26 protein-coding genes and 3 pseudogenes are annotated in these 24,140 nt (G+C 61.0%); 23 read left to right on the top strand and 6 right to left on the bottom strand.

Features of this window, described 5'->3' with window-relative positions; genetic code table 11:
- Window positions 1-214: 214 nt before the first annotated feature.
- The 4 genes and pseudogenes from OC184_RS05420 to OC184_RS05405 all read left to right on the top strand — a co-directional run bounded on the left by OC184_RS05420 (window position 215) and on the right by OC184_RS05405 (window position 3,995).
- Window positions 215-1,432, top strand: a complete 1,218-nt coding sequence (locus OC184_RS05420) for a GAF domain-containing sensor histidine kinase (RefSeq protein ID WP_265506164.1) — start codon at window positions 215-217, stop codon at window positions 1,430-1,432.
- A 715-nt stretch (window positions 1,433-2,147) separates the two neighbouring features.
- Window positions 2,148-2,618 (top strand): GAF domain-containing protein, encoded by a 471-nt coding sequence (locus tag OC184_RS05415; RefSeq protein ID WP_265506163.1) that lies wholly within the window; start codon window positions 2,148-2,150, stop codon window positions 2,616-2,618.
- A gap of 71 nt (window positions 2,619-2,689) precedes the next feature.
- Complete coding sequence (locus OC184_RS05410; RefSeq protein ID WP_265506162.1) at window positions 2,690-2,812, top strand: hypothetical protein; 123 nt, start codon at window positions 2,690-2,692, stop codon at window positions 2,810-2,812.
- 80 nt (window positions 2,813-2,892) lie between these two features.
- Window positions 2,893-3,995: pseudogene (locus OC184_RS05405) on the top strand (transposase).
- 574 nt (window positions 3,996-4,569) lie between these two features.
- On the opposite strand, the gene OC184_RS05400 reads toward OC184_RS05405, so the two are convergent.
- Together OC184_RS05400 and OC184_RS05395 are read right to left on the bottom strand one after the other, a co-directional pair.
- Window positions 4,570-5,514 carry an alpha/beta hydrolase family protein gene (locus tag OC184_RS05400; protein ID WP_265506161.1) on the bottom strand — a complete coding sequence of 315 codons (945 nt, stop codon included), beginning with the start codon at window positions 5,512-5,514 and terminating at the stop codon, window positions 4,570-4,572.
- 46 nt (window positions 5,515-5,560) lie between these two features.
- Window positions 5,561-7,168, bottom strand: coding sequence for an RcgA family putative transporter (locus OC184_RS05395; RefSeq protein WP_265506160.1), 1,608 nt, complete (start codon window positions 7,166-7,168; stop codon window positions 5,561-5,563).
- 175 nt (window positions 7,169-7,343) lie between these two features.
- Here OC184_RS05395 and OC184_RS05390 point away from each other — a divergent pair, with 175 nt between their 5' ends.
- The 15 genes from OC184_RS05390 to OC184_RS05320 all read left to right on the top strand — a co-directional run bounded on the left by OC184_RS05390 (window position 7,344) and on the right by OC184_RS05320 (window position 19,573).
- The gene (locus OC184_RS05390) at window positions 7,344-7,520 is read left to right on the top strand and encodes a hypothetical protein (RefSeq protein WP_265506159.1); all 177 of its coding nucleotides are present in this window, start codon (window positions 7,344-7,346) and stop codon (window positions 7,518-7,520) included.
- 444 nt (window positions 7,521-7,964) lie between these two features.
- Window positions 7,965-8,333: a hypothetical protein gene (locus OC184_RS05385; RefSeq protein ID WP_265506158.1), complete on the top strand. Its 369-nt coding sequence runs from the start codon at window positions 7,965-7,967 to the stop codon at window positions 8,331-8,333.
- 100 nt (window positions 8,334-8,433) lie between these two features.
- Window positions 8,434-9,054 (top strand): lytic transglycosylase domain-containing protein, encoded by a 621-nt coding sequence (locus OC184_RS05380; protein WP_265506157.1) that lies wholly within the window; start codon window positions 8,434-8,436, stop codon window positions 9,052-9,054.
- Window positions 9,051-9,368 carry a TrbC/VirB2 family protein gene (locus tag OC184_RS05375; protein ID WP_265506156.1) on the top strand — a complete coding sequence of 106 codons (318 nt, stop codon included), beginning with the start codon at window positions 9,051-9,053 and terminating at the stop codon, window positions 9,366-9,368. The genes OC184_RS05380 and OC184_RS05375 overlap by 4 nt, the downstream gene beginning before the upstream one ends.
- Window positions 9,369-9,372: 4 nt before the next feature.
- Complete coding sequence (locus OC184_RS05370; RefSeq protein ID WP_265506155.1) at window positions 9,373-9,651, top strand: type IV secretion system protein VirB3; 279 nt, start codon at window positions 9,373-9,375, stop codon at window positions 9,649-9,651.
- Entirely contained in the window at window positions 9,641-12,019 is a 2,379-nt protein-coding gene (locus tag OC184_RS05365; RefSeq protein WP_265506169.1) for a VirB4 family type IV secretion system protein, read from the top strand. Before OC184_RS05370 ends, OC184_RS05365 begins: the two co-directional genes overlap by 11 nt.
- On the top strand, window positions 12,012-12,236 hold the full coding sequence (locus OC184_RS05360) for a hypothetical protein (protein ID WP_265506154.1): 225 nt from the start codon (window positions 12,012-12,014) through the stop codon (window positions 12,234-12,236). Before OC184_RS05365 ends, OC184_RS05360 begins: the two co-directional genes overlap by 8 nt.
- Window positions 12,223-13,371: a lytic transglycosylase domain-containing protein gene (locus OC184_RS05355; protein ID WP_265506153.1), complete on the top strand. Its 1,149-nt coding sequence runs from the start codon at window positions 12,223-12,225 to the stop codon at window positions 13,369-13,371. The genes OC184_RS05360 and OC184_RS05355 overlap by 14 nt, the downstream gene beginning before the upstream one ends.
- Entirely contained in the window at window positions 13,371-14,165 is a 795-nt protein-coding gene (locus OC184_RS05350; protein WP_265506152.1) for a type IV secretion system protein, read from the top strand. The genes OC184_RS05355 and OC184_RS05350 overlap by 1 nt, the downstream gene beginning before the upstream one ends.
- A gap of 57 nt (window positions 14,166-14,222) precedes the next feature.
- The gene (locus OC184_RS05345) at window positions 14,223-14,870 is read left to right on the top strand and encodes a virB8 family protein (RefSeq protein WP_265506168.1); all 648 of its coding nucleotides are present in this window, start codon (window positions 14,223-14,225) and stop codon (window positions 14,868-14,870) included.
- Window positions 14,867-15,580, top strand: coding sequence for a TrbG/VirB9 family P-type conjugative transfer protein (locus OC184_RS05340; RefSeq protein WP_265506151.1), 714 nt, complete (start codon window positions 14,867-14,869; stop codon window positions 15,578-15,580). Before OC184_RS05345 ends, OC184_RS05340 begins: the two co-directional genes overlap by 4 nt.
- The gene (locus OC184_RS05335; protein WP_265506150.1) at window positions 15,577-16,986 is read left to right on the top strand and encodes a TrbI/VirB10 family protein; all 1,410 of its coding nucleotides are present in this window, start codon (window positions 15,577-15,579) and stop codon (window positions 16,984-16,986) included. The genes OC184_RS05340 and OC184_RS05335 overlap by 4 nt, the downstream gene beginning before the upstream one ends.
- Before the next feature lie 2 nt (window positions 16,987-16,988).
- A complete protein-coding gene (locus tag OC184_RS05330) occupies window positions 16,989-17,999 on the top strand; it encodes an ATPase, T2SS/T4P/T4SS family (protein ID WP_265506149.1) in 1,011 nt (336 codons plus the stop codon).
- A complete protein-coding gene (locus OC184_RS05325; RefSeq protein ID WP_265506148.1) occupies window positions 17,968-18,507 on the top strand; it encodes a hypothetical protein in 540 nt (179 codons plus the stop codon). The genes OC184_RS05330 and OC184_RS05325 overlap by 32 nt, the downstream gene beginning before the upstream one ends.
- Window position 18,508: 1 nt before the next feature.
- Window positions 18,509-19,573: a type IV secretion system protein gene (locus tag OC184_RS05320; protein ID WP_265506147.1), complete on the top strand. Its 1,065-nt coding sequence runs from the start codon at window positions 18,509-18,511 to the stop codon at window positions 19,571-19,573.
- Between the two features lie 30 nt (window positions 19,574-19,603).
- Here the strand turns inward: OC184_RS05320 and OC184_RS05315 are convergent, their stop codons facing one another.
- From OC184_RS05315 to OC184_RS05305, 3 genes are read right to left on the bottom strand one after another with little or no spacing between them, the layout of a single operon-like run.
- Window positions 19,604-19,963, bottom strand: coding sequence for an H-NS histone family protein (locus OC184_RS05315; protein WP_265506146.1), 360 nt, complete (start codon window positions 19,961-19,963; stop codon window positions 19,604-19,606).
- A 46-nt stretch (window positions 19,964-20,009) separates the two neighbouring features.
- A complete protein-coding gene (gene xth / locus OC184_RS05310) occupies window positions 20,010-20,828 on the bottom strand; it encodes an exodeoxyribonuclease III (RefSeq protein WP_265506145.1) in 819 nt (272 codons plus the stop codon).
- Window positions 20,803-21,486 (bottom strand): SOS response-associated peptidase, encoded by a 684-nt coding sequence (locus OC184_RS05305; protein ID WP_265506167.1) that lies wholly within the window; start codon window positions 21,484-21,486, stop codon window positions 20,803-20,805. The genes xth and OC184_RS05305 overlap by 26 nt, the downstream gene beginning before the upstream one ends.
- A gap of 246 nt (window positions 21,487-21,732) precedes the next feature.
- On the opposite strand from OC184_RS05305, the pseudogene OC184_RS05300 reads away from it, so the two are divergent.
- From OC184_RS05300 to OC184_RS20445, 4 genes and pseudogenes are all read left to right on the top strand, one after another.
- Window positions 21,733-21,942: pseudogene (locus tag OC184_RS05300) on the top strand (integrase core domain-containing protein); the annotation flags it as partial.
- 273 nt (window positions 21,943-22,215) lie between these two features.
- Complete coding sequence (locus OC184_RS05295; protein WP_265506144.1) at window positions 22,216-22,719, top strand: Hsp20 family protein; 504 nt, start codon at window positions 22,216-22,218, stop codon at window positions 22,717-22,719.
- Window positions 22,720-22,817: 98 nt separating this feature from the next.
- Window positions 22,818-23,375, top strand: a complete 558-nt coding sequence (locus OC184_RS05290; RefSeq protein WP_265506143.1) for an Hsp20/alpha crystallin family protein — start codon at window positions 22,818-22,820, stop codon at window positions 23,373-23,375.
- Window positions 23,376-23,604: 229 nt separating this feature from the next.
- Window positions 23,605-23,859 (top strand): annotated as a pseudogene (locus OC184_RS20445) (NADH dehydrogenase ubiquinone Fe-S protein 4); the annotation flags it as partial.
- Here OC184_RS20445 and OC184_RS05285 read toward each other — a convergent pair.
- Window positions 23,798-24,130 (bottom strand): response regulator, encoded by a 333-nt coding sequence (locus OC184_RS05285; protein ID WP_265506166.1) that lies wholly within the window; start codon window positions 24,128-24,130, stop codon window positions 23,798-23,800. The pseudogene OC184_RS20445 and the gene OC184_RS05285 overlap by 62 nt on opposite strands.
- Between the last annotated feature and the right edge of the window lie 10 nt (window positions 24,131-24,140).

Below are 24,140 nucleotides of genomic sequence, written 5' to 3'. Positions count from 1 at the left end.
AGGCCTTCGCCCGCATCGACACCGAGGAGATCGACCCCATTCTCAGCATAACCACGAAAGCCGCCTGATCATGCCCTCAGGCCTCCCGGGAAATTACACCAGCTTGACGGACGTGACCCAAAGGAACTCAACTACGGTATATGGTGGGCATGGAGGAACCGCCGCGGCCGATCAACTAAAGGCATGTGCCAATGTCCCAAACCGGTGAATTGCAGTGAACAACCCTGCCACTTCCAGATCGGCTCTTTCTGACCGCAAGTTGGCTGACCATGACTTCTCCCGTGATATTGCCGCGGTGCGTGACAACACGATGGTCCCGACCATGCTTGAGACCGTCTGCCTTGCGACGGGCCTCAGGTTTGCGGCCATCGCCCGTGTGAACGAGCAGCGCTGGATCACGTGCAGCACGATCGACTACCTCGACTTCGGCCTCGAACCTGGTGATGAGCTTGAGGTTGAATCGACCCTCTGCCATGAAGTTCGTCACCAGACGTCCGAGATCGTCATCAACGACGTGCAGTGCGATGAGGTATATCGGGACCATCATACGCCACAGATCTACGGCTTCCGGAGCTACCTTTCCATTCCGGTTCTGCGGCCGGACGGAACGTTCTTCGGGACGTTGTGCGCGCTGGATCCTGAACCGAACCGCCTCGACGATCCGCGCATCCTGAAGATGGTGCGGCTCTTCGCGAAGCTGGTGGGCGACAGTCTGGAGGTGAGCGAAAGGCTGCAAGAGGTGCAGGAGGAGCTTGTCAGCGAACGGCATCTCGCCGAAGTGCAGGAGCAGTTCATGGCGATCCTCGCGCACGATCTTCGCAATCCTGTTGCGGCGATGCTTGCAGGGCTACGCATGCTGGCGCGTTCAGCTGATCCGGAGCAGAAGAAAACCATAACGCTTCTGGATGCCACGGCTCGGCGGATGGGCGACCTCGTAAACAACCTCATGGACCACGCGCGCAACAGGCTGGGCGACGGCATCGTCCTCGACCGTGTGCCTACCGCCGATCTTGGAGGGACGCTGGATCTGATTATCTCCGAGTTTCGCGCTGTCGCGCCAAGCCATGAGATTATCGCAGACATCAACGTCCCGCAGCCTGTTGACTGCGACCGCGCCCGAGTCGCGCAGCTGCTTTCGAACCTTTTGGGTAACGCGATCACTCATGGTGCGCAGGATCGACCGATCCGCGTATCAGCTTGTGTGGCCGATGACAGCTTCACGTTGCAGGTGGCGAACAAAGGCGAGGCCATTTCTGAAGACCGCCTTGCTTCGCTCTTCTTGCCATTCAAGAAAGGAAGCGACACGTCGCGGCGAGAAGGGCTGGGCCTCGGCCTCTATATCGCGGCCGAGATAGCCAAGGCACATGGCGGCAAGGTGACGGTCGTATCGGATCAAGAGAAGACCGTATTCACGTTCAAGATGCCCTGCTGAGGCACGTGGAATCAGGTTACTGTGACGGGATGTTCTTCGTACTATGCTACGAAAATCCCGAGCAAATGCGACGTGAGCTTGCGTCAACGAGCCGACGGGATCGTCCTCACCGAACGAGATCTGTGGATGAAGCCGATGCCGCGCGGTAGCACACCTGGTCGGAACAGCTGTTCGTCGACAACATCCAGAAAACCCATCTGATCGACTTTTGGAGGGTCGAGAGCAAGCGGACTGATCCGCTTGAAGCATCTCCTCCACAGAACATCGAGAGCTTGCCGAAGGAGCGGCAGGGCAACCAGTGACAGCCTTGCGGTACGATTGTGTACAATGGCTTGCATCTTTCAGGAACCTCTGACAAAGAGCCGGCGGCTGATGGCAGAGTCGGTGTCACGACTAGGTATTGGGCATGCAAAGCTCTGTACAGAGAATGGCACGGAGCCAGGCCGATCAACCGGTCAGCTTCACTCCGAGATACCAGCATGAGCAACGATAACACGACTGCATCGGCTGCGGCTCCCGAAGAGGGTGGCGACACTTCCGAGGAACTGGCCTACCGGCTTCGGCAGCAAGAGCTTGTGTCGGAGTTCGGGCGGTACGCGCTCCGGACCCACGACACCAACGCGCTGCTGCAGGAAGCCTCGCGCATCTGCGCCCTTGGCCTCCACAGCGACTTCTGCAAGGTGATGAAGTACCTGCCAGAGGAAAGCAGTTCGTTGTGCAAGCCGGCGTCGGGTGGAAGCCCGGCGTGGTGGGCCATGCCCGCACCGCAGCCGATACGGAGAGCCCGGTAGGATATGCCTTCCACACCGGCGAGCCGATCATCTCCAACCACCTGGCGGAGGAGACCCGCTTCCGCACCCCGGCCCTGCTCGTGGAACACGGGATCAAGCGGGCGATCAATGTGCTCATCCAGGAAGATGGCCAGCGCTATGGCGTCCTCGAGGTGGACAGCCCAACCCCCGGACGGTTCACGGCCGCGGATCTGGCCTTCCTGCAGGGCTTTGCCAATCTGCTTGGCGTGGCGCTCGAGCGGCAGCGGGTCGAGGAGGCCCGGCAACAGAGCGAGGCGCGGCTGCAGAAGGCCGTGGCTCACCAGGAGGTGCTGACACGTGAGATCAGCCACCGGGTCAAGAACAGCCTCGCCATGGTGGCTGGCCTATCCAGCCCAGAGAACCGGGGCAACTGAGGCTGACAGTGTGCGACAAGGGACACGGGTTGCCGCCCGGGTTCGATGCAGAAAACGCCAAGAGCTTGGGCATGAAGCTGATCGCCAGTCTGGGCCGTCAACTCGGCGGAGAGCCCGAGTGGCAGGACGCTGCCCCCGGAACACGCTTTGTGCTGGAGTTTCCCTTGCAGGAGCGTTCGACGCTGCAGGTGTAAAGCTCATGATCCCCTGGGCTGGGGCACGGTTTCTTGAGACAGCGTCGAGCGCTACTTTTCCGTAGGAACGGGGGTAGAACATGGACGACAAGAACGAGTTGAAGTCTGGCGCGACGGAGGCCTCGGCCCCGACGACGTGCGCTCCACACGCTGGCGGCGGCGGGGCCGAGGCCGGTCGAGGCAAGCGCGTCTCCGCAAAGAGAAAGCTGGTCGCGGTGCGGCGGCTGATGCGGGGCGAGAGCCTCGAGACGTTGTCGCGGGAGTTGAACGTGCCGGCGCATCGGTTGTCGGAATGGCGCGACCGCGTCCTTTTCGCGGCCGAGACCTGTCACGAGCGAGCCTGTATCGGCGGCGCTTTGCGATGGCGGCGAACGAGCCGCACCCTCCCCGCCGTCGTCGGGGCCCACAAGGCGCCGCCAGCGACGCCGACCTTCTGGCGGCGATCCGGGAGATCATCGAGGCTTCCCCCTTCACGGGCGAGGGCTATCGCAAGATCTGGGCGCGGCTGCGCTTGCGGGGCTTGTGGACTGCTGCACGTCGGGTGCGGCGGATCATGAAGGAGCACGGCCTGCTTGCGCCTCACCGGCCGGCACCTCGGGCGGCGCATTCTCATGACGGAACAATCGTGACCGAGCGGGTGGACCAGGTCTGGGGCACGGATATGACAGAGACCTTCACGACCGCCGAGGGTCGAGCCTATGTCTTCGTCGCCGTGGATCACTGCTCGGGTGAGTTCGTCGGCATCCACGCCGCCTCCGGCGCCAGCCGTTGGGAAGCGCTGGAGCCGGTCAAGCAGGGGATCGCGAAGCATTTCGGGGCGCTTGAAAGGGCCGGAGTGGCGACGGGCCTCACCCTGCGCCACGACCATGGCTCCAACTACATGTCGGGCGACTTCCAGCGCGAGGTCCACTTCATCGGCGTGACCAGCTCGCCCGCCTTCGTCCGCCAGCCCGAGGGCAACGGCGTGGCCGAGCGGGCGATCCGGACGCTGAAAGAGCAACTCCTCTGGGTCCGGCACTTCGCCACGGTGGAGCAACTGCGGCAGGCGCTGGCCAGCTTCGCCGCACTCTACAACGCCAGCTGGCTCCGGGAACGGCACGGGCACAAGACGCCCGATCAGATCCGGGCCGAGCAGAAGGCTCTTGAAATCAAAGCCGCCACAAGATTCAAGCTGGTGGCATGACCGGCGCAAAGCGCTGTCTCAAAACCGGGCCGCGGTACAGGCCGCGGGTTACAGTCATCTCGACGTTCCCGATCATCCGGCCGGGCTGTGGCTGACAGAATACTACGCGTTGCCTAGCCTGAAATGTTGCCGAAGATACAATAGAAATGCTCTCGGGCGTGTCTGCTGGAAAGGCTCTGAGGAGGCAGGTGAGCATGGCTCTGGCTGCGCCATCAGCCGAGTTGGGCGCTCACCCGCTGGTTCCATAAGCGGGTCACTGCGGGGCCTCGCGCAGCAAGACGGTCACAATCGCCGCACTTGCCCCCTTGGCCTCAACAGCGATGAAGCAAAATGGTCCCGTCCGCCTAAGCCATGACCGCTGAACGCCGGATATTAGTGCGGCCGCTCTGCGGGGCGACCGGATCTGAGGTCATAAAGCTCTAGATGACGGGCCGGTATTGAAAACAGCACGACACTGCAGGTGGTAATTTTTGGGGAAAACGGAAGCCGAGCGTAGCCCGGATGTAGCTTCCCCCAAAATTCGCGCGGGTCTGCCCATTGCGGTTGGCGGTGACGACGGTCAGGGTGGTGTTCCTCATGCCAGCAGCCGCAATGTGCGGAGACCGGTGCGCAGGATGTAAGGTGGTAGTGCAAATGAATAGTGTCCACAGTTTAGCTCGAGAACGTCAGCTCTGGCTCCTGCCTGCCGCAGCATCGCTACCAGAGGCTGTGATAGATGGGGCAATACCACCGTGTCTCTTTTCGCCAACGATAACTGAAGCTCCAAGCCGGGCCGCGCTAACTGCGCTACATAGTTCTCGAGGTTCAGCGGACTCCACGCTTTGCTGAGCTGGGTCACGTCGATTTGCCCTGCCAAGCTGGCGCGAATATGCTCTGTGGCTCGCCCTGTCCAAACCATGTCAGCGAGACTTCCCGCGGTCAGAAACAGCGCAGCTTTTTTGACTGCCGGGTCGTTGGCTGCGACAAGGCCGGCAACCCAGGATCCGAGGCTCATGCCCAAGACCGAAATCTGCTCATAATTTCTGTGTTTCAGGACGCGTATCAGCTTCCTTCCGTCCAGAACCGCTTGTCGGACCGACTGGATGGTCCGGCCCAGGTTCGAACTGAGCATGTAGTCGGCGAACTGAGAGCCCGGACGGCTGCGCTCGAAGTGATATGGCAGTGCGATCTGGACCACCGTAATGCCGCGTCTGGAGAGGAATTTGGCGATGTGGTCATACCGCGTGCTTGCGTTCCAGTGGTGGAAGACGATGAGCGCCTTCTTCCTCGACTGGCTTTCTGTCACCTTGGCACTGACAAGATTGTTCTCAGCAGTTTCTGTGGAAATGCTGGACGAAAACTTGATCCATCCCTTTTGCCATGTGAAGTCTAGATTAGACCCTTTGGGTTCATTGAAGAACGAGGCGTTAGCCGCCGCCAGCTCAGCAAGATCACAGAAATCATCTAGGTTTATTTCTTCCATTCCCGAAAAAGGGAGCGCTAGCCGCGCATCGAGGACAAACGGGCTTTGTTCCTTCACCGCGTTTCCGCGCCGCGCTCGACGTTCGTCCCAACGGTCAAGCCAGCTATGATACAATTGCGCTCTCTCCCGTGCGCTTTCGCCGGGTCCCTAGCCACGGATCAAGCAGGCCACAGATTGCAAAAAGCACCGAGATGCAGAGCAGGATCGAGAAGCCATTGAACGCACCTATCGTGAGATAAGCTGCGACCAGCAGCACGACGGCTGCCGCCATTCTCATTCGAGCTGTGCCATATCCAGGAATGGCGCCTATCCGAGTAGATGCATAGAAGAAGGTAAAGCAAGTCACCAAAACGACGACAAGGCTCGTGTATTGATTTGGGGTACTGTAGTCCTGCCAACTTACCCCGGTATCCCGCCCGATCACACTCGACAAGAAATCCTGAATTATCCATTGCAGAATGTTCGGGCTGTTTATCACCAGGTAGATGGACTGAAGCTTCATGCAGATAGCAATAAGCACGCCCGATAGAGTGCATCTGAAAATGACTCGCATGATCCTTTCGCCAGCGGATCCGGCAAGCGCTGATAATCTCCCAGTATTGTCCGCCAGTTTCCTCAGGTCCCCATAATCATAGGCCAGGGTGTAGAGCAGGATATTGCCGACAAAGAAGAGATAAAAACACAGGCTCATGTAGATGTAGGCAAATCCTGTGAGGGTCGCCTCTTCAGCTACTGATATGACATCGGGCCTCAGGATGGCGGCAGATCCCCAGTCGACAGCATAGTCGCCACCACCGTCCAGCAAGGGGATCAAGCGAACGCTGATCCACTGGAAAATACCGGCGAACCCGACACAGACAAGAAAGACTGCCCAGTAGGTGAGGGGCGAGGCCTCGACTTTCTTCATCCATCCTTCATCGCCGCCTGCGCCGCCACTTGCTGCAGCGAGCTGCGCCCGGCCCTCATTCTTCCAGTAGCCCAACACCTCTCGGGAGAAGGCAAGGAAAAGGGGCATGAATATCATGAACAGGAGGGTCCAGTTCGGGGCCCAGAGAAACCCGACCTGCTTTGGAACACCGCCGCCTTCGGCGTAGGCGACACTGTGAACGCCCAGGAAGAGGGACATGAACCCAAGCGCAACTGCACCCGCGAAGACCAATGCTGGCAGGTCCAGAAACGATCCCCTCCCAAAGATCGCCTCCGATTTTTGAGCAAGGCTGAAGCCTTTGACCGACTGTTTTTCGGGCACCCGATCGTCTGTTGCATCCGTGGCGATCGTGCCGTCCACGGCGACCGCCTCTTTCTCGGACGTGCCGACCTCTTGCTCACTGCCGGCCAACGGCTTTCGGCGCTTCCGCCTTTGCGCAATCAGTCGCCCTTGTGAGGCAGTCAGTTCAGCTTGCCATGCACTTGTCGCCTCGGGGTCGTCGCATCCGAAGATCCGTGCCAGCCACCGGATGTTGTCGGGGCTGATGCCCTTGTCGTTGTCCTGAAACCAGAGCTGGACGGTGCGCAGGTCGACCCCCGCCCGGTTTGCGTCGATCTGCGAGATTGCCTCTGCCAGAAGGTCTGGTGTCCACGGTCCTTGTGGGAAGCCGTTTTCGTCGACAGGCCGCCCCGCACCAGCAGCAGCAAGATGCTTGAACAACGCCTTGAAGTCCCTGCCGTCGCCACTCGGAGGAACGAAAAACTTCTTATTCTTGGTCAGCATGTTACGTGGCTTCATTTCGTTGTGCTTCGCAGGATTTCGCATCATGCCGTGATCAGGGAAGCGACCATAGTTCATTAACCGCGAATGAACAAATGGCTTGGCATTGGAGCGAGCTCCGTTGCCAGGCCACAACGCCCGTGGGAGCAGAAATATGGGTATACAAGGTGGAAAGTTCGTGCCTACCGAGAACGACATGTTCGGATCGCTCGGTGAAAGAGAGCAGGCACACCCGATCAAGCGCGTCCTCGATCAGAACTCGCGGGAAGTCGTCGGTTGGCTCTACAGGTGGAACACCGGGCAGGTCGCGGTGATGTGGAAGCGCGAGAGATGCGAGAACGTGATCTACGAATGAAAAATGCAGCCATGCCGACTGTTGGCGTGGCTTAGCGCGAACACGTCGCGAGAAAGGCGGCTCTGCGGGCTGCCTTACTTCCCGGCCGCTCACGTAGCCTGACCGCGTTCCTATGAACCATTCGCGCCTTTTGGAGCTCAGCGAGCGGCTCCCCCGTCAAGGCGTGGAAGGTAGCGTTGGGCGGCGCACGGCAAATCCAGGCGCTGCCGCAAAGGCGGTCCGCATCAGCAGACAGATTAGCCCGCATGCCGCCCCTCAACCTGCCAGTGCAGTCCACGCCTCCCCGGAAATGGCTAGGATTTCGTGGTTCCACATCATAGTGATGACCGCGCGATCTGAAAGTCGCGTTCAGCAACACTATAGGGTTGCTGGTGATATTATAATCTCGTAAGACTGGGACACCCGCGGAGGGTGCCTGGTCCGACCAGTTGGAGGACCACAGGCGTGGAAAGCGAACTGAATAAAGAAGCGCCGAATGTGGTTACAGAACCCAGGTTCAGAAAGCTTATTGCCAGCGGCTACCTGGCTGAGGTCGTGTGTCAGGTTGCGGCTTATCGCAAAGCCTCTGTCTGGTACGGCGAGTGGATCATTCGCGTCGTCAATTCAGAAGGCACGTTTGAGAAGCTGCTCGTCACGACGCCGCGACGCGTCGATGACATGGACGAGATTAAGGTCAGGGTCTTTAAAACCATCAACGGCCTGTCCTCATTCATGCACGAAGCTGGTTTCGCGCATCTGGATATTCCGTTCTTCTCCGGGGGCCGAACGATTCAGTCAGTTTCCGAAAAACCATCGAAGGAAAACCGGAGCTAAGTCTTCCGCGCAATTCTCCCTCCGCAACCTCACCCCGGCGGCAGTGATCTGCCTAATAGGGGGGCTGACACTTGGCGCAAATGCCTGCCTCGGAAATGGCATGGTCCTTGTGCCCGGGTCCGACGGAACCTTCCAATTCAGAGAGCAAAGCAACGGTTTCGCCCGCCACTATGGCGCCGGCGGGCAACCGATAATAAGGGAAGCCCAACGTCAGGCTTTGAGCGCTGAAAATTCTATGCCGCTCCTGGCCCAACCGGACGCAGGCTTTCGAGCGCCACGGGCAGTTGCGGCACATCCAGAAGTTCTCAATGCCATTGATCAAACAGCGATGCGCTATGGCGGTCATGCTGCTTTGCGCAAAGCGGACATGTCCGTCACCGAGTGGCGGAACTTCTACCGTGCCAATATCGAAATCGAGAGCGCCTACAATCCGAAGGCCCGCAGCCATGTCGGAGCGATCGGTCTTGGTCAACTCATGCCCGCGACGGCAGCAGCTCTCGGCGTAAACCCCCACGACATGCACCAGAACCTCGATGGTTCTGCGCGCTACCTGCTTTTTCTTCTGGGTCGCTTCGGGACGAAAGAGCTGGCTCTGGCTGGCTACAACGCCGGTCCCGAGGCCGTTTCGCGCCACGGCGGCATCCCTCCCTACCGCGAGACCATTGGCCACGTCCGCAAGGTCATGGCTGTTTTTTCCCGACTGAACGGAGACACCCTATGAACAACACCATGCCAATTTCGGCGTTCAATCTGGCGCTTTGCGCGCTCCTGGCAGTCGGCCTTCTCGTGTTGATGACCTCGCCCGCCCTGGCGGCTGGCACGATCAACCTGAGCCCGATCACCAATATCCTGACCGGCATCGCCGATACCCTGACCGGGCCGCTCGGCAAGGCCATGGCGACGCTTGCCGTGATCGGCATCGGTGCTGCCTGGCTGATGGGCTACGTGGACTTCCGCACGGTCGTCTACGTCGTGGCTGGTATCGCCATCGTCGCCGGCGCGGCAACCATCGTGAACGCCATGTGGGGCGCCTGATCCCATGCTCAGACGGTCCCTGCTTTTCCTCGGCCTCATCCGCCCGCCTCGCCTCATGGGCTTGCCGATGTTTTATGCCGTGATCTGGATGGCGGGGTCCGTCCTGGCCTTTGTATGGGCCGAGAGCTTCTGGACGCTTCTCTTCTCAGCCCTTGCCTATCCAGCATTCTGGCTTGCGGCGGAATGGGACCCTCATTTCTTCGATGTGGTCACTGTCGTCAGCCGTCAGACCCGCCGGACCAGAAACAAGGACCTCTGGGGGGCCGACAGCTATGAACCATGATCCTCGGATCGGGCCTGCCGCCCTCGACGTGCTGCCCTCTTGGGTGCGCAAGGAACAGTCGGTGGCCGCCATGCTGCCCTATGTGTCTCTGTTGGGTGACCGAACCATCCGCACCAGGGGCAACGAGTTCTTCCAGTGCATCCGGGTCAGTGGGCTGAACAGCCTGACCGTGGCTGATGACCTGCTGGACCGCGCCAAGGACATCTTTGCCAGCATCATCGCGCAAACGGGCGACAGGTTCGCCTACACGGTTCACAAGATTTCGCGACGCATCGACACCAGCCTGCCACCCGTGACCGGCGACAGCATGGCGGCCGCGATCGACCGGCGGTGGCAAGGCTTCATGGGCCGCTCGAACCTGCGCGAACACACGATCACGATCACCGTCATCAAGCGGCCGGACGTGCTCTCGAAGATCCCGTTCAGCATCGGGAAATCACGCGCGCTGCTGGCAGGCCAGATCGATGCCCAGGTGGCACAACTGAGCGAGGTTGTCTCGTTTTTCTGCTCGGCCCTGTCCGGCATAGAGCCGCGCGTGCTCACGGCAGAGAGCGGCGAATTGCTCGGCTTTCTCGAAAGCATCAGCACGGGCATCGAGGTTCCGACCTTTCAAACGGCCTTCGACCGCACCATTGCGGAAACCGTCTCGAACACCCGCGTCACCTTCAAGGGGGACAAGATCTATCTGAGCGGCGGCAGCCTGCCGGATCGGGTCGGCACCATCTACTCGATCAAGGAATATCCGCGCGAGTCCTTCGTCACCATGTTCGACGAGCTGGACCTGCCCGTGGATATGGTGGTCTCCAACTACTTCGTGCCGGTCAACAACAGCGTCATGGAGGAGCGGGTCGCCCGCGAATTGCGCCGCCGGGACGCGATCAACGACAAGGCCGAAAACCTGATCCTCGCACTGCAAAATGGTCAGAACCGGCTGGCCTCGGGGGAGATCACCTTCGGGCAGCACCAGATGGCGGTCGCGGTTTATGCAGACAGCGAAGAAGAGCTTGGCCGCATCAGTTCGATGATCCGCAATATCGCCGTCACCGCCGGCGTGAAGCTGATCTCTCAAGGCTACACCGCGCGGACGGTGTATTTCGGCCAGCACCCCTGCAACCGGGCCTTCCGCATCCGGGAAGGCGCGATCACCAACGAACAGTTTGCCGACATGGCCGCGCTTCATCGCGCGGCCATGGGCAAGCCCAGCTCACGGGTGCCCTGGGGCACCAACATCACCTGGTTTCCGTCCATCTCGCGCAGCGCCTACCGCTTCAACTTCCATGAGGAAGGCGATCCACGGAAAGAACCCTCCAACGGCCACACCCTCATCCTTGGCCGCATGGGATCGGGCAAATCGGTGCAGGCCGCCTTTCTGGCAGCACAGGCGCAGCGGGTGGGCGCTCGGGTCTTTGTCTTCGATTATCGGCGGGGCATGGAAATGGCGGTGCGCGCCCTTGGCGGCAGCTATTCCGAACTGAAGGCGGGCGAGCGCACCGGCCTCAATCCGCTCTGGACGGAAACCGATGCAGCCGGACAGGAATGGCTGAGCGACTGGCTGATCCATCTGATGGAAAGCGGGCATGAAGCCCTTCAGCCTGAACAGTCGCGGGCGGTGCGCCATGCCGTGCGCCAGAACGCGGCAGCCCGCAATCCGCGGCTGCGGACCTGGAGCGAGTTTGCGCAACTGGTCGGTGCCACCCATGATGGGGGCGCGCTTGCCGACAGGATGAACGAATGGACCGCCGGCCACCGCTTCGGCTGGATCTTCGGTCACGAGGTCGAAGACAGCTTTTCCCTCGACGGCCAGTTTGTCGGCTTTGACTTGACCGACATTCTGGACACCGACAACCAGAAGGCCCGCATGGCGGTTCTGTCCTACATCTTCCGCCGCATCGAGCGGAAGATCGAGGACAGGCGCCCGACGATCATCATCATTGATGAAGCCTGGAAGGCCCTCGACAACAGCTATTTCGCGGGTCGCATCGAGAATTGGCTCGTCACGGCGCGCAAGCAAAACACTGTTGTCGTGATGATGACGCAGTTCGCGCACCAACTGAACGCTTCGGCGCATGGGCGCACGCTGCTGCAAGCCCTGCCCACGAAGATGCTGCTCCCGAACAAGGAAGCCAGTGTCAGTGACTATGACGGCCTCAATCTGAACCAAAAGGAGCTGGAAATCCTCATGGGGGTGAACCCCGGCTCGCGCGTCGCGCTCCTGCGTTCCGATGACGGCTCGCATGTGATCGACACCGATCTCTCGGCCCTTGGCCCGCTCCTGACCATCCTCGGCGGCATGAAGGCCGGTGAGGCCCTTGTGGGGGCGGATTACCGGACACGGCCCGATTTCTGGAAAGGACTTGATGATGCGTAACCCTGTCGTGCTAGTGCTCTTTGCATCTCTTGCCTTGTCGGCCTGCGCGGGCACGCAGTCACAGCCCATCGACAGCAGATGCTTCACCCCGCGCGGCGATCTGACCTGCGATCTGCGGCCCCTGCCTGAGCTCTGGGGCGAGGCGCGGCAAGATGCCGTTCACAAGGTCGGCTTTTACGAAAACGTGGTCGAGGACGGGCCGTATGCGCAGCCTTGATCGGCTGTTCTCCGGCTGGTCGGCGGCAGCCGTGCCGCTCATGGCGCTGATGCTCTCCAGCACCTCGCTGGCGCAAGGCGTTCCGGTCGTGGACCTGGCCAAGAACGCCAAGGAAGCAGAAATCACCGCGCATCTGGAAGCTGACCTGGCGCTGCAACGGCAGAAGGCGGAGGAAGCGCGCAGGAGGCTTGAGGCAGATCGCCAGCAACTCAAAGCCCTGGGCGATGTGTCGGGCGGAATGACCCTGCCGGATGGCGGCACAGGGGCCGCTGCCATGATCGCGGACCTTGAAGCGGCAGCGGATAGAAAGCAGGCGGTCTATGCCACAGACAACAGCACGGCGGCTGAGCTGCTCTTTGGCGAGGGCCGGGAAAACGTCGAGGAGATCATCATCCGTGCCGCCAAGGACACACATCATCTTCAGCATGCGGGCCTGTCGCTGATCCAGTGGCGGTGCTGGCTCCAGGCGATGATCTGGCAGGAAAGTCGCTTCAACCCTCATGCGCAGTCGCCGGTCGGGGCTTATGGCCTGACCCAGATCATGCCTGATACGGCCGGTGATCTGGGCATCCGGGCCACCTATCGCTCAGACCCCTCCGTTCAGGCAGAGGGCGGCGCGCGGTACCTGGCGCAGCAACTCAATGCCTTTGGCGGCGACATGATCCTGGCACTGGCGGCCTACAACGCAGGGGCAGGCAATGTTCGCAAGCATGGCGGCGTGCCGCCCTTCGCGGAAACCCGCAAATACGTTCAGGTGATCCCCGCCAAGTACCGCCAATACATGGCGAAGCTCGGGGCGGCGGATCAAATCGGCTCCGTTGAGGCCGCCTATCTGGCGAATGCCGAGAAGGCGATGATCGGCGGCGCCGTTGCCCAATATGCCGACGAGGCCGGGCAAGACATGGGTTTGGCAATGGCCCGGCTCAACGATGTCATGTCGCGCCTTGATCAGGTGGAAAACGCGGCCGAGGCGATGGCGCTGAACAGCTATGTGCGGGCGGAATTTGCCCGCCTTCTGGTCATTCGGACCCGGCTGATCGCGACCCGATCGAAGCCGCTCTCGGCCGAGGCAGTCGCTGCGGCAGCGGCCTATGCCCAGGAGCGAGAGTTTCTGGATTTCCAAGGGAGATTGTGATGCGAAACACCGTCACCAGTTTATGTCTCGGTGCAGGCCTGTGCCTGACCTCGATGCTGGCTGTCACGTCATCCGGTTATGCCCAGGGCGTGCCGACCATCGACACGCAGTCAGTTGCCCAGCAGATCACCCAGATCAAGCGGATGCTCGAAGACTTCGGCATCCAGTCGGACATGCTCGATCAACTTGTTGATCAACTGGCGGAGCTGCAAAGGCAGACGGCGGAGCTGCAAGGGATCTATGCCGTCCTGACCGGCAAGGCCGATATTCAGGGCCTTTTGATGGGCGGCGGCCTTGATACGGTTCTGGACCCGAAGATGACCAGCATCCTGCAAGCCGCTGGATCGGCCAGCACGGGCGACTGGTCGGGCCTGTCCTCAAGCTATCGCACGGCAATCCAGACCTCCGCCAAATCGACCATGGCCAGGGCGGGCCTCGATCCTGCCCGCGTCGAGACCATGGGCAAGAGCGGCAGCGTGGCAGAAAAGCGGGCGGCGACACAGGCCACGACAGGGGCCCTTGTGGCGGCGACCGCCGATACCGCGCAGCGCGAGACCTCTGTCAGCCTTCAGCGCCTCGAGACGCTCGTGGCCGAGATCCCGGAGCAGACCGGCATCAAGGAGGCGATTGATCTCAACACCCGGATGATGGGCGAGGCGGTCAAGGAGCTGATCCTGAACAACCAGCTTCTTGCCATGCAGAGCTACGGGATGGGCATGTCGGATGTGTCGCAGGCGAGTGCCTGGGCGCAGGAACAGGAAATGCTCGATTTCACCATGCCGGACCTGAGGTAAGGCCCGATGTTTGATCTCAGGAAAAACAGATGGGCAAAAGCCGCACCCGTCGCTCCGATGGTCTCCGAGACGGAGGAAGAGCTGATCTATGGCGAACGCCGCCGTGGCGCGTTCTGGCAGAAGTTCGGGATAGTTGGTTGGGGCTTTGGTGCCTTCGGTTGCCTCATGGCAGCCGTTGTCGCGGCCAGTCACGAAACCCCGGCTCCGGTCCTCGTGCCCTTTGATCCATCGAGCGGTATGGCGCTGCCGACCGCGAACCTGCAGACCATATCCCTCGATCACCGAGATGCGGTCGTCCAGTCGCTTGTCCATTCCTATGTGCGCGACCGCGAGACCTTCAACCAGCTCGACAATGATCTGCGGGTCCGCTCAGTGATAGACCGCTCATCCGGCGCGGCCTTAACCTCGATGCGCAGCCTCTGGTCCTCGGAAAGCCCCGACTACCCGGAACGGAAATACGGAGCCCGCGCCCGCATGGATGTGGAGATCCTGTCGGTCACGCTGATCACCGAAGATCGCGCCCAGGTCCGGCTGCGCAAGCGCCTGGTCGATGATGCGGGCATCACCGAGGGCCTCTTCAGCGCCACCCTGGCCTTCCGCTACGAGACCACTGAAGCCCGGCCTCTTGATGAGGTTTGGACGAACCCCTTTGGCTTCAGTGTCTACGAATATGCCATCACCTCTGACCGGCTGGAGGCCCAATGAAACTCGCTCTTGGTTTTGTTGCAGCCCTGGCTGCTGCCAGCACGGGTGTCTCCGCAGCTTGGGCGGAAGTCACGCCCCGGGCCGGACATCTCGATGCGCGGGTCCGCTATGCCCAGTGGGTCGATGGTCAGGTCTACCGCATCCAGACGCAGATGGGTCGGGTCACGTCCGTGGAGTTCGGCCCGGATGAACAGATCACCTCTGTCATTGCGGGTGATACCGTCAGCTTCAACTTTGACGCGGTGCCGGGCGGCAGTGCCTTCGTGATGAAGCCCACGACCAGTGGGGCTGCCACCAATATCAACGTCTATACCAACAAGCGGCAGTATTACTTCGAGGCCTCGGAGACGCCCGCTGCGCAGTTCTCGGTGGTCCGCTTCACCTATCCGCGCGCCTCGGGGGGCACGACGCCTACAAACCGGCAGATCGCCCGTGGACCTGCCAACCATGACTATGGCGGAAACGTGGTGAACGGCACGACGCCCACGCAGGTCTGGGATGACGGGGCCTTCACCTACTTCAAGTTCCGCCGCAACGGCGAGCTGCCCGCGATCTTCAAGGTCACGGCTGGACAGGAGGTCACGGTCAATTCTCAGACCATGCCTGATGGCGTGGTGCGCGTGACAGGCACAAGCCCCTTCTGGGTGCTGCGCCTGGGGTCCGTCGAGTCCACCGTGGGGATGATGAAAGCCGTGAGGTTGGTGAAGTGAGCGAGGGGGGAAACAACGATCTTCGTCAGCGGCTTGCCTCCCTGAATGGTCACGCCGGGACAGAGGGGACCGGGCGGGCCAGCAAGCCCGGTGCGGCCAAGCTGGCCCTGGCTCTCGGCGGCGCGGCCGTCTTGGCCGGTGCCGTCTATGTCTATAGCCAGCCGGAAGGCGAGACGGTCCTTCCCGTCAGGCAGGCCCAGGAGTTCCAGCCGGAAGGAACCGGCTTCGGTGACATGGACCGGCCTCCGCGCGATGAACCCGCGCCCGAACCTGCGGCCGTGGTGGAGGCTGCACCGGCCCCGGCTCCAGCCCCCGACAATTCGGAGGTCGTTGAGCTGATCCGGGGTCTGCAAGCGCAGGTCGATGCCTTGTCCAGGCCCGCACCCGGGCGTGATGCTCCGGCATCTGACGGCGATAGCGATAGCGAGGCCCTTGCCACGATACGCGATGAGTTGGAGCAGCTTCGCCAGCAAGCGGAAGACCGCGAGCGCGAGCTGCAGAACATGCTGAGCGACCGCGATCTGCAGATTGCCGGCTTGAACAATGAAATGGACATGCTGCGCCTGCAAGGTGGTGGGAGGTTTGTGACGGGCAGTCACGATGATCCCTTGGCGCAGCGGCGGCAGGCGGCGGAAGGGGCCGCTGAGCTGGAACAGCAGCGCTTGCAATCGGCGATGATCGCGGTCGGCGGCGGCGATGGTTCGGGAGGGGCCATTGCAGAGGCCGCGGGCTTTGGTGATGCGGCCGCCGCGCAGCAGGCAGCAAAACTCAGCGACGATGCCGCCTTTGTGCGCAATGCCGGACGCCCGGTGCAGGTGCAGCGCGCGGAGATCATCGTCAACCCGGCCAATACCGTCACGCAGGGCACGATGATCCAGGCCGTTCTGGAAACCGCCATCGACTCGACGCTTGAAGGACCAATCCGGGGCGTCGTGACAACCGATGTGGTCAGCTATGACGGCTCGCGCATCCTCATTCCGCGGGGCTCCAAACTGATCGGCAGCTATTCGGCGGATGTGGAGACCGGGCAAAACCGTCTTCTGGTGGCCTGGGAACGGATCATCATGCCCGACAACCAATCGGTGCAGATCAGTTCCTTCGGCGGTGACGCGCTTGGCCGCTCGGGCACGACCGGCAAGGTCAACAGCCACTTCTTCAAGCGCCTCAGCGCGGCGGCACTTATCTCAACGATCTCGGCCATTCCTTCTCTTCTTGAAGATGAAGACAGCGACGGTGGCGTGACCATCTCGACGGGCGGGTCAGAGGCCGCAACGGGCGTATCGGATGCTCTTGGCAGCGCCACGGATGCAGCCATCGGGAAATACATTTCGATCCCCCCGACGATCACCGTGGCCCAGGGCACCCGCGTCACGGTGATGGTGGACCGCGATTTGGAGATATTCTGAGGATGGATGACCTGAGCCACGGCAGCTATCTTGATGAAGCCCTGGCGGCGATCGGACCTGTCATCGACAGCCCCGCCCTTGTGGAAATCGCCATCAACCCGGACGGGCGCATCTGGTCCCTCCAGCATGGCGACGCGGCCATGCAGCCGGTCGAACGCACACCCATGAGCGCGATGGAGATTGACGATCTCGGCCGACGCATCGCCAGTGCCGGGCGGCTGACCATCGGCAAGAATGCCCCGATCATCTCCACCTCCGTGACCTACAAGGGGCGGCCCATCCGCGCCCAGGTGGTCACGGCCCCCGCAGTCTCGACGGGGGCGGCGATCTCGCTGCGCTTTTTTTCCACCCTGCCGCTCGACCAGATCACCGTCAAATACCTCCATGGCCGGGAGTTCTCCGTGGACGCGGCCCGTGCGGGTCTGAAGCGCGAGCTGAAGGAGCTGGCGGCCACAGGCCAGATCGACGCGGCCATGGCCTTCATCGTCACGCACAAGATGAATGCTCTGATCGCAGGGGCGACAGACAGCGGAAAGACCGTCTTTGCCCGCAAGATGCTGTCCTATGTTCCCGACAGCGAGAGGCTGATCACCATCGAGGACGCGGCAGAGCTGGTGCCAGCGCAGCCCAATGTCGTGACGCTGGTTGCCGACCGCGACAGCCGGACCCGCTCGCCGGATGTTCTTCTCACCTCCTCTTTGCGAATGCGCCCTGACCGTCTGATCGTTGGCGAGGTGCGCGGCAAGGAAGCCATGACCTTTATCGAGGCCATCAACACCGGCCACGGCGGCTCGTTGACTACGATCCATGCCGAGACGCCGAAGTTGGCCTTGGCAAAGCTCGCCATCATGGCGCTGAAGGCGGATTTGCCGCTGACCTATACGGACACGCTGCGCTACATCGGCAGCTCCATCGACGTGGTGATCCAGACCGGCCGTGCCGGCGGGGATCGCGGCGTTCTCGAATTCTACATTCCTGACAATGGCGACGAAGGAGAAGCGCCCCATGTTTGACCGCAACTCGATGCTGCGTGGTGCAGCGGCGGCAGCCGTTGGCATGATTGCCGGGGCAGTGGTGATGACCAGTGTGGTTCGCGCTGATCCCCCGCCTGTTCCGGACTTGGGAAAAATGGCGGAAGCGGTCCAGGCTGAGCGGGACGTCTTGGACTTCAAGGTGCCGGACCTGTCCGAACCTCAAGCCGGCGCAAAGATGTCGCGGCATGGCTGCGTCATGCCTGCGCTACCGCAATGGGCAGATGATCTGCCTCCCGCAGAGGCGCGGCGGTCCCTGATCTTGCAACATCTCTACAATATTGGTCGTCAGCAGGCGATCATCGAAACGAACTCCTGCGCCTGCGAGGTGGAGTTTCCGTCCTGGGACGAGGCCGAACGGCAGTATCAGGAGCTGACGGATGGCAAGGATCGCGACGGGATCTTTGGACTTTCGGCTCAGCTTGGCCGGGAAGCAGGCAAGACCCTGAAAGAGGCGCTGGACATCTGCAAAGCGTGGCGGGAGCGCTGACATGTCCGCTGTCCAGCTCATCGTGGATTCAGCGGAGTCCTTCCTGACCAATGCCGCCAGATCGACATTCCTGGGACTGGTGGAAGCCTCTGGAACCCTCGTCGGCTATATGGCGGTTCTCGCCGTGGCTCTGGTCGGCATCAACATGATGCTGCAATTGCGTCCCATGACCTGGGGCCACGGTCTAAGCCTGATGATCAAGCTGGCCCTGATCGGCATCTTCGCCTGGAACTGGAACCAGTTCTGGGCTGTGGCGGGCGGTATCCAGAAGGCCATCGAGGCCACGGCTGGCGGCATTCTGGCCTCGAGCGGAGATGGCCTGGGCGGGCCGACAATCACCGATGGCTTCGCCTCGGCCATCGACGAAATGATGAACAACTTCACGCTCGCGGCCACGAACATCGCCGCGGAGATGGGCGGGTGGTTTGTGACCGCCGTTGTCTCCGGGATCTGCCTTCTGCTGATCGGCACCATCTCGGCCGTGTCTGCCGTGCTGATCCTCTTCCCGAAGGTGGTCATTACCGTCCTTTTGGGTCTCGCCCCGATCGTCATTGCCCTGACCTTGTTTGAGGCAACAAAGGGGTTCTTCGAGCGGTGGGTATCGGCTTGCGTCAGTTGGTCCCTCTACCCCCTGTTCATCGCCTCGATCTTCTCAATCATGATCTCCATGGGAACCGACTTGGTGGGCCGCATTGGGACCGCCAACTTCGCCAGTATCGGGGCCTTTGTACCATTCATCGTCCTGATGATCCTGATCCTGCTCTGCATGGCCCTGCTGCCCTCCCTCGTCTCCTCAGTTTCAGGAAACATGCAGATGATGGGCTTGGCGGCCGTCGGCCTCATGGCGGGAAGAAGTGTAGGGTCTTATATGGGAGGCGCTAAAAACGCGGCCTCAGCTGTGAAAACCACGGCTCAAGCGGCCAGGCAAACCGTTCGGGGCGAAAGCGCGATTGGTCGTGGGTCTCAAGCATTTGCCTCACATCCAGCAGTCTTCCAGGCGACATCAGGTGTGGCCGAGTCCATCAACCGGATGCAGGATAAGGCGCGTGCCTTGGCCAAAAAGTAACCCCCTGCGGAAGGGGGCTATTGAGTTCGGTCAGATTGCGAAGTCGTCCAGCGGCTTTCCGGCTTCCAGAGCCTCTGCGATCCAGCCGGGCTTTCGGCCGCGACCGGTCCAGGTCAGTTCGGGGTTTTCCGGATGGCGGTATTTCGGCTCAACCTTCTGCTTTGCGGGTTGAGCAGCCAGCATGTCTTCCAGCGAGGAAAAGCCTGCGGCCTTCGCGATCTCGGTCGCTTTCTGAATGGCTTCCTTTTTCCGGCGGTTCTCGAAATCAGCAATGGCTGCGGCTGATTTCTTGTTGATCTCTTTCAGCTGCTCGAGCGTCAGTTCGTTGTAATTGATGTCCATGGCGACCTCCTCAAATGCCTGCAGCAATACAGAAACCAGTTCTCCCAAGGAAGTCTATAAGTTGCAGGCGACTGATCTTCAGAGAGAAATTAGATCACTCAATGTCGAGAACGATCCAGGCGGGAGCATGATCGCTGGCTTTCGGCCGACCTCGCATATTCCGATCGACACCGGCATCCTTGAGCCGCGATGCTAAATTGGGCGAGAGCAGGAGATGATCCAGCCGTAAGCCGGCATTCCGTTCCCACGCATGGCGCAGATAATCCCAGAAGGTATAGACGGGCATGTCGGGATGGATCGTTGCGATGGCATCATGCCAGCCCTGTTTTAGCAGCGACGCATAGGCCCTTCTGACCTGCGGCAGGAACAGGGCATCATCAAGCCATCGGTCCGAATTGTAGACGTCGTGCTCGGTCGGAATGATGTTGTAATCGCCGGCAAGGATCACCGGGACGTCCAAGCTGAGCAGGTGTTTGGCATGGGCGGTGAACTGCTTCAGCCAGGCGAGCTTATAATCCCACTTCGGGCCCGGTGCGGGATTGCCGTTCGGGGCATAAAGGCAGCCCAACAGCAGGCCATTCACGGCAGCCTCGATATAGCGGCTCTGACTGCGGTCGGGATCCCGGGGCAAGCCTCGTCGCGTGAGCACCGGCTCGCTCCCGCGCAACAGGATCGCCACGCCGTTCCAGCGGCTTTGCCCGTGCCAGACGGATGCGTAGCCTGCCTCGGCCAGCTGCTTTTCCGGGAACTTCGCCTGCGGCGCCTTCAACTCCTGCAGGCAGACGATGTCCGGGTTGGTCTCTGACAGCCAGCTCAGCAGCGTCTTCAGGCGCCCGTTGATGCCGTTGATGTTATAGGTGGCGATCTTCAGAGCCCCGCCCTCCCTGTCAAAACAGCCGCCCTTGCGGCTCATCGGGTGCGTCCGGCGGCAGCACGATCAGCGCATCATCGGCCAGCGGCCTTTGCACCACTTGGGCCTCAGACCACTCTGCCGTCATCCACATCTCGATTTCGTCTTCGGTGGTCAGGATCACCGGCATGGCCTTGGGGTGGATTGGCTTCACCACGGCGTTCGGCTCGCAGGTGAGAAAGGCAAAAAGCTGATGCTCGCCAGGGCGTGGCGTCTTCATCGAGCCGCGGGTGCCGCTCCACGCTGTCCAGATGCCCGCAAAGAAGAACAGCGGTCGGGCCTCATTCAGGGCGAACCAATGCAGCGGCTTGCGCTTCGTCACCGGGTCGGGCTTTTGCCCGTATTCTGAGAAAGCCGTGGCTGGCACCAGGCAGCGGTTCGCAACCCCGAGCCAGGGGCGCCAATGCGGACTGCGGCTGTTGCGGATGTTGGTGACGCCGGTGTTCGGCGTGTCCTTCGCCTTCAGGAATTGCCGCGGCGTGGGCATCCCCCAAGACAGACGGGCCAGCTCACGGCCCTCAGCCGTGTTGCGCACTACGGGTGCGGCACGGTCGGGATAGACATCGATGCTGGGCTCCAGGTTGCCGAGGCTGTCGTTCATGACCTGCGCCAGGTCACGGATCGCCTGCTGATTGGTCGTGAGGTTGTAAAGGTTGCAGATGTGACAATCCTCCGAGCTCAGGCTGGGACCTCAGCCGTCAGCATAACGCTGCAAGGTCGCTAACATATCCCTGGATCAGCCCACGGCATCATGTCGACGTTCCTTGCTGGTAGCGATCACCTAGTTTGCCTTCAATGCCAAGATATCTCTCTTGAAAACAATGAGGCGGTATCCCGTGTTGAAGTTGAGATTGCCTCTCTTGCCAAGAGGGCTTGCCTCTCATGGACCGCACCCCGGCGCAACCTGATCTCGATGAGCGGGCGCGGGAACTGCTACGACAACGCGATGGTTGAGACGTTCTTTAAGACCATCAAGTCGCAGCTGAACTGGCCGGTCCCATGGCAATCCCGCAGACAGGTCGGAAACGCCGTCGCCAGATACATCGACGGGTTCTATAACCCCGTCAGGCGACATTCATATCTCAACTTCCAAAGCTCCATCGCCTTCGAGCGAAAAGCAAGGGAAGTGAGCTAAACGCTCTCCACAAAAGCCGGGCAAGTCCATGTGCCGTGGTGGGTGCTACATCCTCTGAACAGTCGTTCAGGCTCGCCGCAGCAGCTCCTTGGAGCCGGGCGTCAAATTGATGTGAATGGGCGACGCAAGGATCTTGACGGCAGGCCATGCAGCTCTCAATTTTTCTGGCGCGAATGGCCTTGACGGCATTCGCTTCCGGAATGATCCGGAGACATTCACAGCTTGTGACCATGTTGCTCAATGGAGGATGTGGCTATGAGAACCACGTTTGACTTTGCTCCCCTGTTCCGGTCGAGCGTCGGCTTTGACCGTCTGCTGGATGCGCTGGAGACGACATCCCGCTTCAACACCGCCCAAAGTTGGCCGCCCTATGACATCGTCAAAGCGGCGGAGGACAGCTACCGCATCACCGTTGCGGTGGCAGGCTTCAATGATGCGGAAGTTTCCATCACGCAGGAACGCAACAACCTGATTGTCGCCGGCCAGAAGGCTGAGGGCGATGAGTTCGAATACCTGCACCGCGGCATCCCCGCCGCTCGGTTCGAGCGCCGGTTCGAACTGGCCGATCATGTGCAAGTCGAGGAGGCAAGCCTGCGCGACGGCCTTCTGACGATCTCGCTGAAGCGCGAGATCCCGGAGGCCATGAAGCCCCGTCAGATCAAGATTGCTTCGGACGCTCCGGTGGAGCGGAAGCAGCTTCAAAGCTCAAAGGCAGCGGAGAAGGTCGCTGAAACGACCTCTGAGCCTGTCGCCGCCTGATCGGCATCCAGCCTGAACCTCGTCAGAGAGAATAACTGGAAGGAGCACCGGGAACCCGGTGCTCCGGATGATCCATGTGGGTTTTGTCAGAACAGATCATGGAGGAGCAGATGAGTGTGACTGATCTTATTCCTCGCAACTGGATCTGGTGGCGCAAGGAAAACAATCCGGCCCCGGCACAGACGCGCGAGGACAATCTTGACCCTTTCCTGAACTTCCAGCGGGAGGTGAACCATCTCTTCGACGACTTCTTCCGCTCTGTGCCCACCCGACTACCGTTCTCTGGTGGTGGCTTTGGAACAGGCTTTCCGTCCCTGCCACTCTCGGGCGCGATATGGCCGAAGGTCGAAATCGCAGAAACAAGCAGTGAAATCCGCGTCAGTGCCGAGATCCCGGGACTGAGCGAAAGGGATGTGGAGTTGCTGCTGGAGGACGAGCGCCTGGTAATCCGCGGCGAGCGGAGCCAGCACGTCGAAGACAAGGACCGCCAGTTCAGCGAACGGTTCTATGGCCGTTTCGAGCGTCATATCCCGCTGCCTGCGGGTGTCGAAAAGGACAAGGCAGAGGCACGTTTCGACAACGGCGTGCTGTACATTATCTTGCCGAAAGCGGCGCAGGCTCCTGACCACGTGAAGCGCATCGAGATCCGTCACTGAGAAGGAAACCGGGTCCGATCTGCGGCAGATGGGGCCCATCCAATATGCAGGGCCGGGGTTGTCATGAACATGAACCACGCCAGCTTCCATGGTTCGGCACCGGCCCCGACGCTTCTGCCGATAGGTCGGGTAACACCGGCCTGGTCGTCTTCTCTTCCCTCGGATGCGGTGGCGCGGATCTGGCGCCCCGCAAAATCAGCCATGACTTCCGGCCGGGCAAGCCAGGCAGTGGAGGCTCGCGTTCGCGCGCAGGTCTGGGCAGGGAACCGAGCCGCTGATGGGTTGGACCTCAAGCGCCGACACCGTCTGTCAGGTGGAACTGAGCTTTCCGACGCTTCAGGCCGCGATGCACCACGCCGACAGGCTGGGCGTGCAGTATGAAGTGCTGTTGCCGTCGGGCAGTGCGCCTATAGATCTGCTTGCTATCGAAGAAGGGCTATTGCTGCCCTCAGTTGGCCGGGATCTACCGGCTTCTGAAGCGTGATCGTGCCTTCGAATTCCTCGGTCAGAGCGGCCGTGCCGTAGCCAGTCGCAAAGATGAAAGGGATCCCCCTCTCGCGCAGAACCTCCGCGACCGGAAATGATCGTTCGCCGGCGAGGTTCACGTCCAGAACAGCCAGATCGAGGTTCTCCACGCGGGCCTTCTCAACAGCCTTCTGAAGCCGCATTGCGGGTCCGACAACGACATATCCCATCGCCACCAGCATGTCTTCCATATCCATGGCGATCAGCATCTCATCCTCGACAAGGAGCACCCTGAGCGCC

This window comes from Paracoccus rhizosphaerae (genome assembly GCF_026162645.1).
GTDB classification, from domain to species: Bacteria; Pseudomonadota; Alphaproteobacteria; order Rhodobacterales; family Rhodobacteraceae; genus Paracoccus; species Paracoccus rhizosphaerae.
The sequence above is the reverse complement of the archived record's forward strand: the minus strand, read 5'-3'. Positions and strand labels throughout refer to the sequence as shown.

Coding starts and splice junctions, on each gene's coding strand:
- OC184_RS05410 (WP_265506162.1), top strand. CDS start 2,690: ATGAAGCTGATCGCCAGTCTGGGCCGTCAACTCGGCGGAGAGCCCGAG.
- OC184_RS05395 (WP_265506160.1), bottom strand. CDS start 7,168: ATGCTGACCAAGAATAAGAAGTTTTTCGTTCCTCCGAGTGGCGACGGC.
- OC184_RS05380 (WP_265506157.1), top strand. CDS start 8,434: ATGGTCCTTGTGCCCGGGTCCGACGGAACCTTCCAATTCAGAGAGCAA.
- OC184_RS05375 (WP_265506156.1), top strand. CDS start 9,051: ATGAACAACACCATGCCAATTTCGGCGTTCAATCTGGCGCTTTGCGCG.
- OC184_RS05370 (WP_265506155.1), top strand. CDS start 9,373: ATGCTCAGACGGTCCCTGCTTTTCCTCGGCCTCATCCGCCCGCCTCGC.
- OC184_RS05365 (WP_265506169.1), top strand. CDS start 9,641: ATGAACCATGATCCTCGGATCGGGCCTGCCGCCCTCGACGTGCTGCCC.
- OC184_RS05360 (WP_265506154.1), top strand. CDS start 12,012: ATGCGTAACCCTGTCGTGCTAGTGCTCTTTGCATCTCTTGCCTTGTCG.
- OC184_RS05355 (WP_265506153.1), top strand. CDS start 12,223: ATGCGCAGCCTTGATCGGCTGTTCTCCGGCTGGTCGGCGGCAGCCGTG.
- OC184_RS05350 (WP_265506152.1), top strand. CDS start 13,371: ATGCGAAACACCGTCACCAGTTTATGTCTCGGTGCAGGCCTGTGCCTG.
- OC184_RS05345 (WP_265506168.1), top strand. CDS start 14,223: ATGGTCTCCGAGACGGAGGAAGAGCTGATCTATGGCGAACGCCGCCGT.
- OC184_RS05340 (WP_265506151.1), top strand. CDS start 14,867: ATGAAACTCGCTCTTGGTTTTGTTGCAGCCCTGGCTGCTGCCAGCACG.
- OC184_RS05330 (WP_265506149.1), top strand. CDS start 16,989: ATGGATGACCTGAGCCACGGCAGCTATCTTGATGAAGCCCTGGCGGCG.
- OC184_RS05325 (WP_265506148.1), top strand. CDS start 17,968: ATGGCGACGAAGGAGAAGCGCCCCATGTTTGACCGCAACTCGATGCTG.
- OC184_RS05320 (WP_265506147.1), top strand. CDS start 18,509: ATGTCCGCTGTCCAGCTCATCGTGGATTCAGCGGAGTCCTTCCTGACC.
- xth (WP_265506145.1), bottom strand. CDS start 20,828: ATGAGCCGCAAGGGCGGCTGTTTTGACAGGGAGGGCGGGGCTCTGAAG.
- OC184_RS05295 (WP_265506144.1), top strand. CDS start 22,216: ATGAGAACCACGTTTGACTTTGCTCCCCTGTTCCGGTCGAGCGTCGGC.
- OC184_RS05290 (WP_265506143.1), top strand. CDS start 22,818: ATGGAGGAGCAGATGAGTGTGACTGATCTTATTCCTCGCAACTGGATC.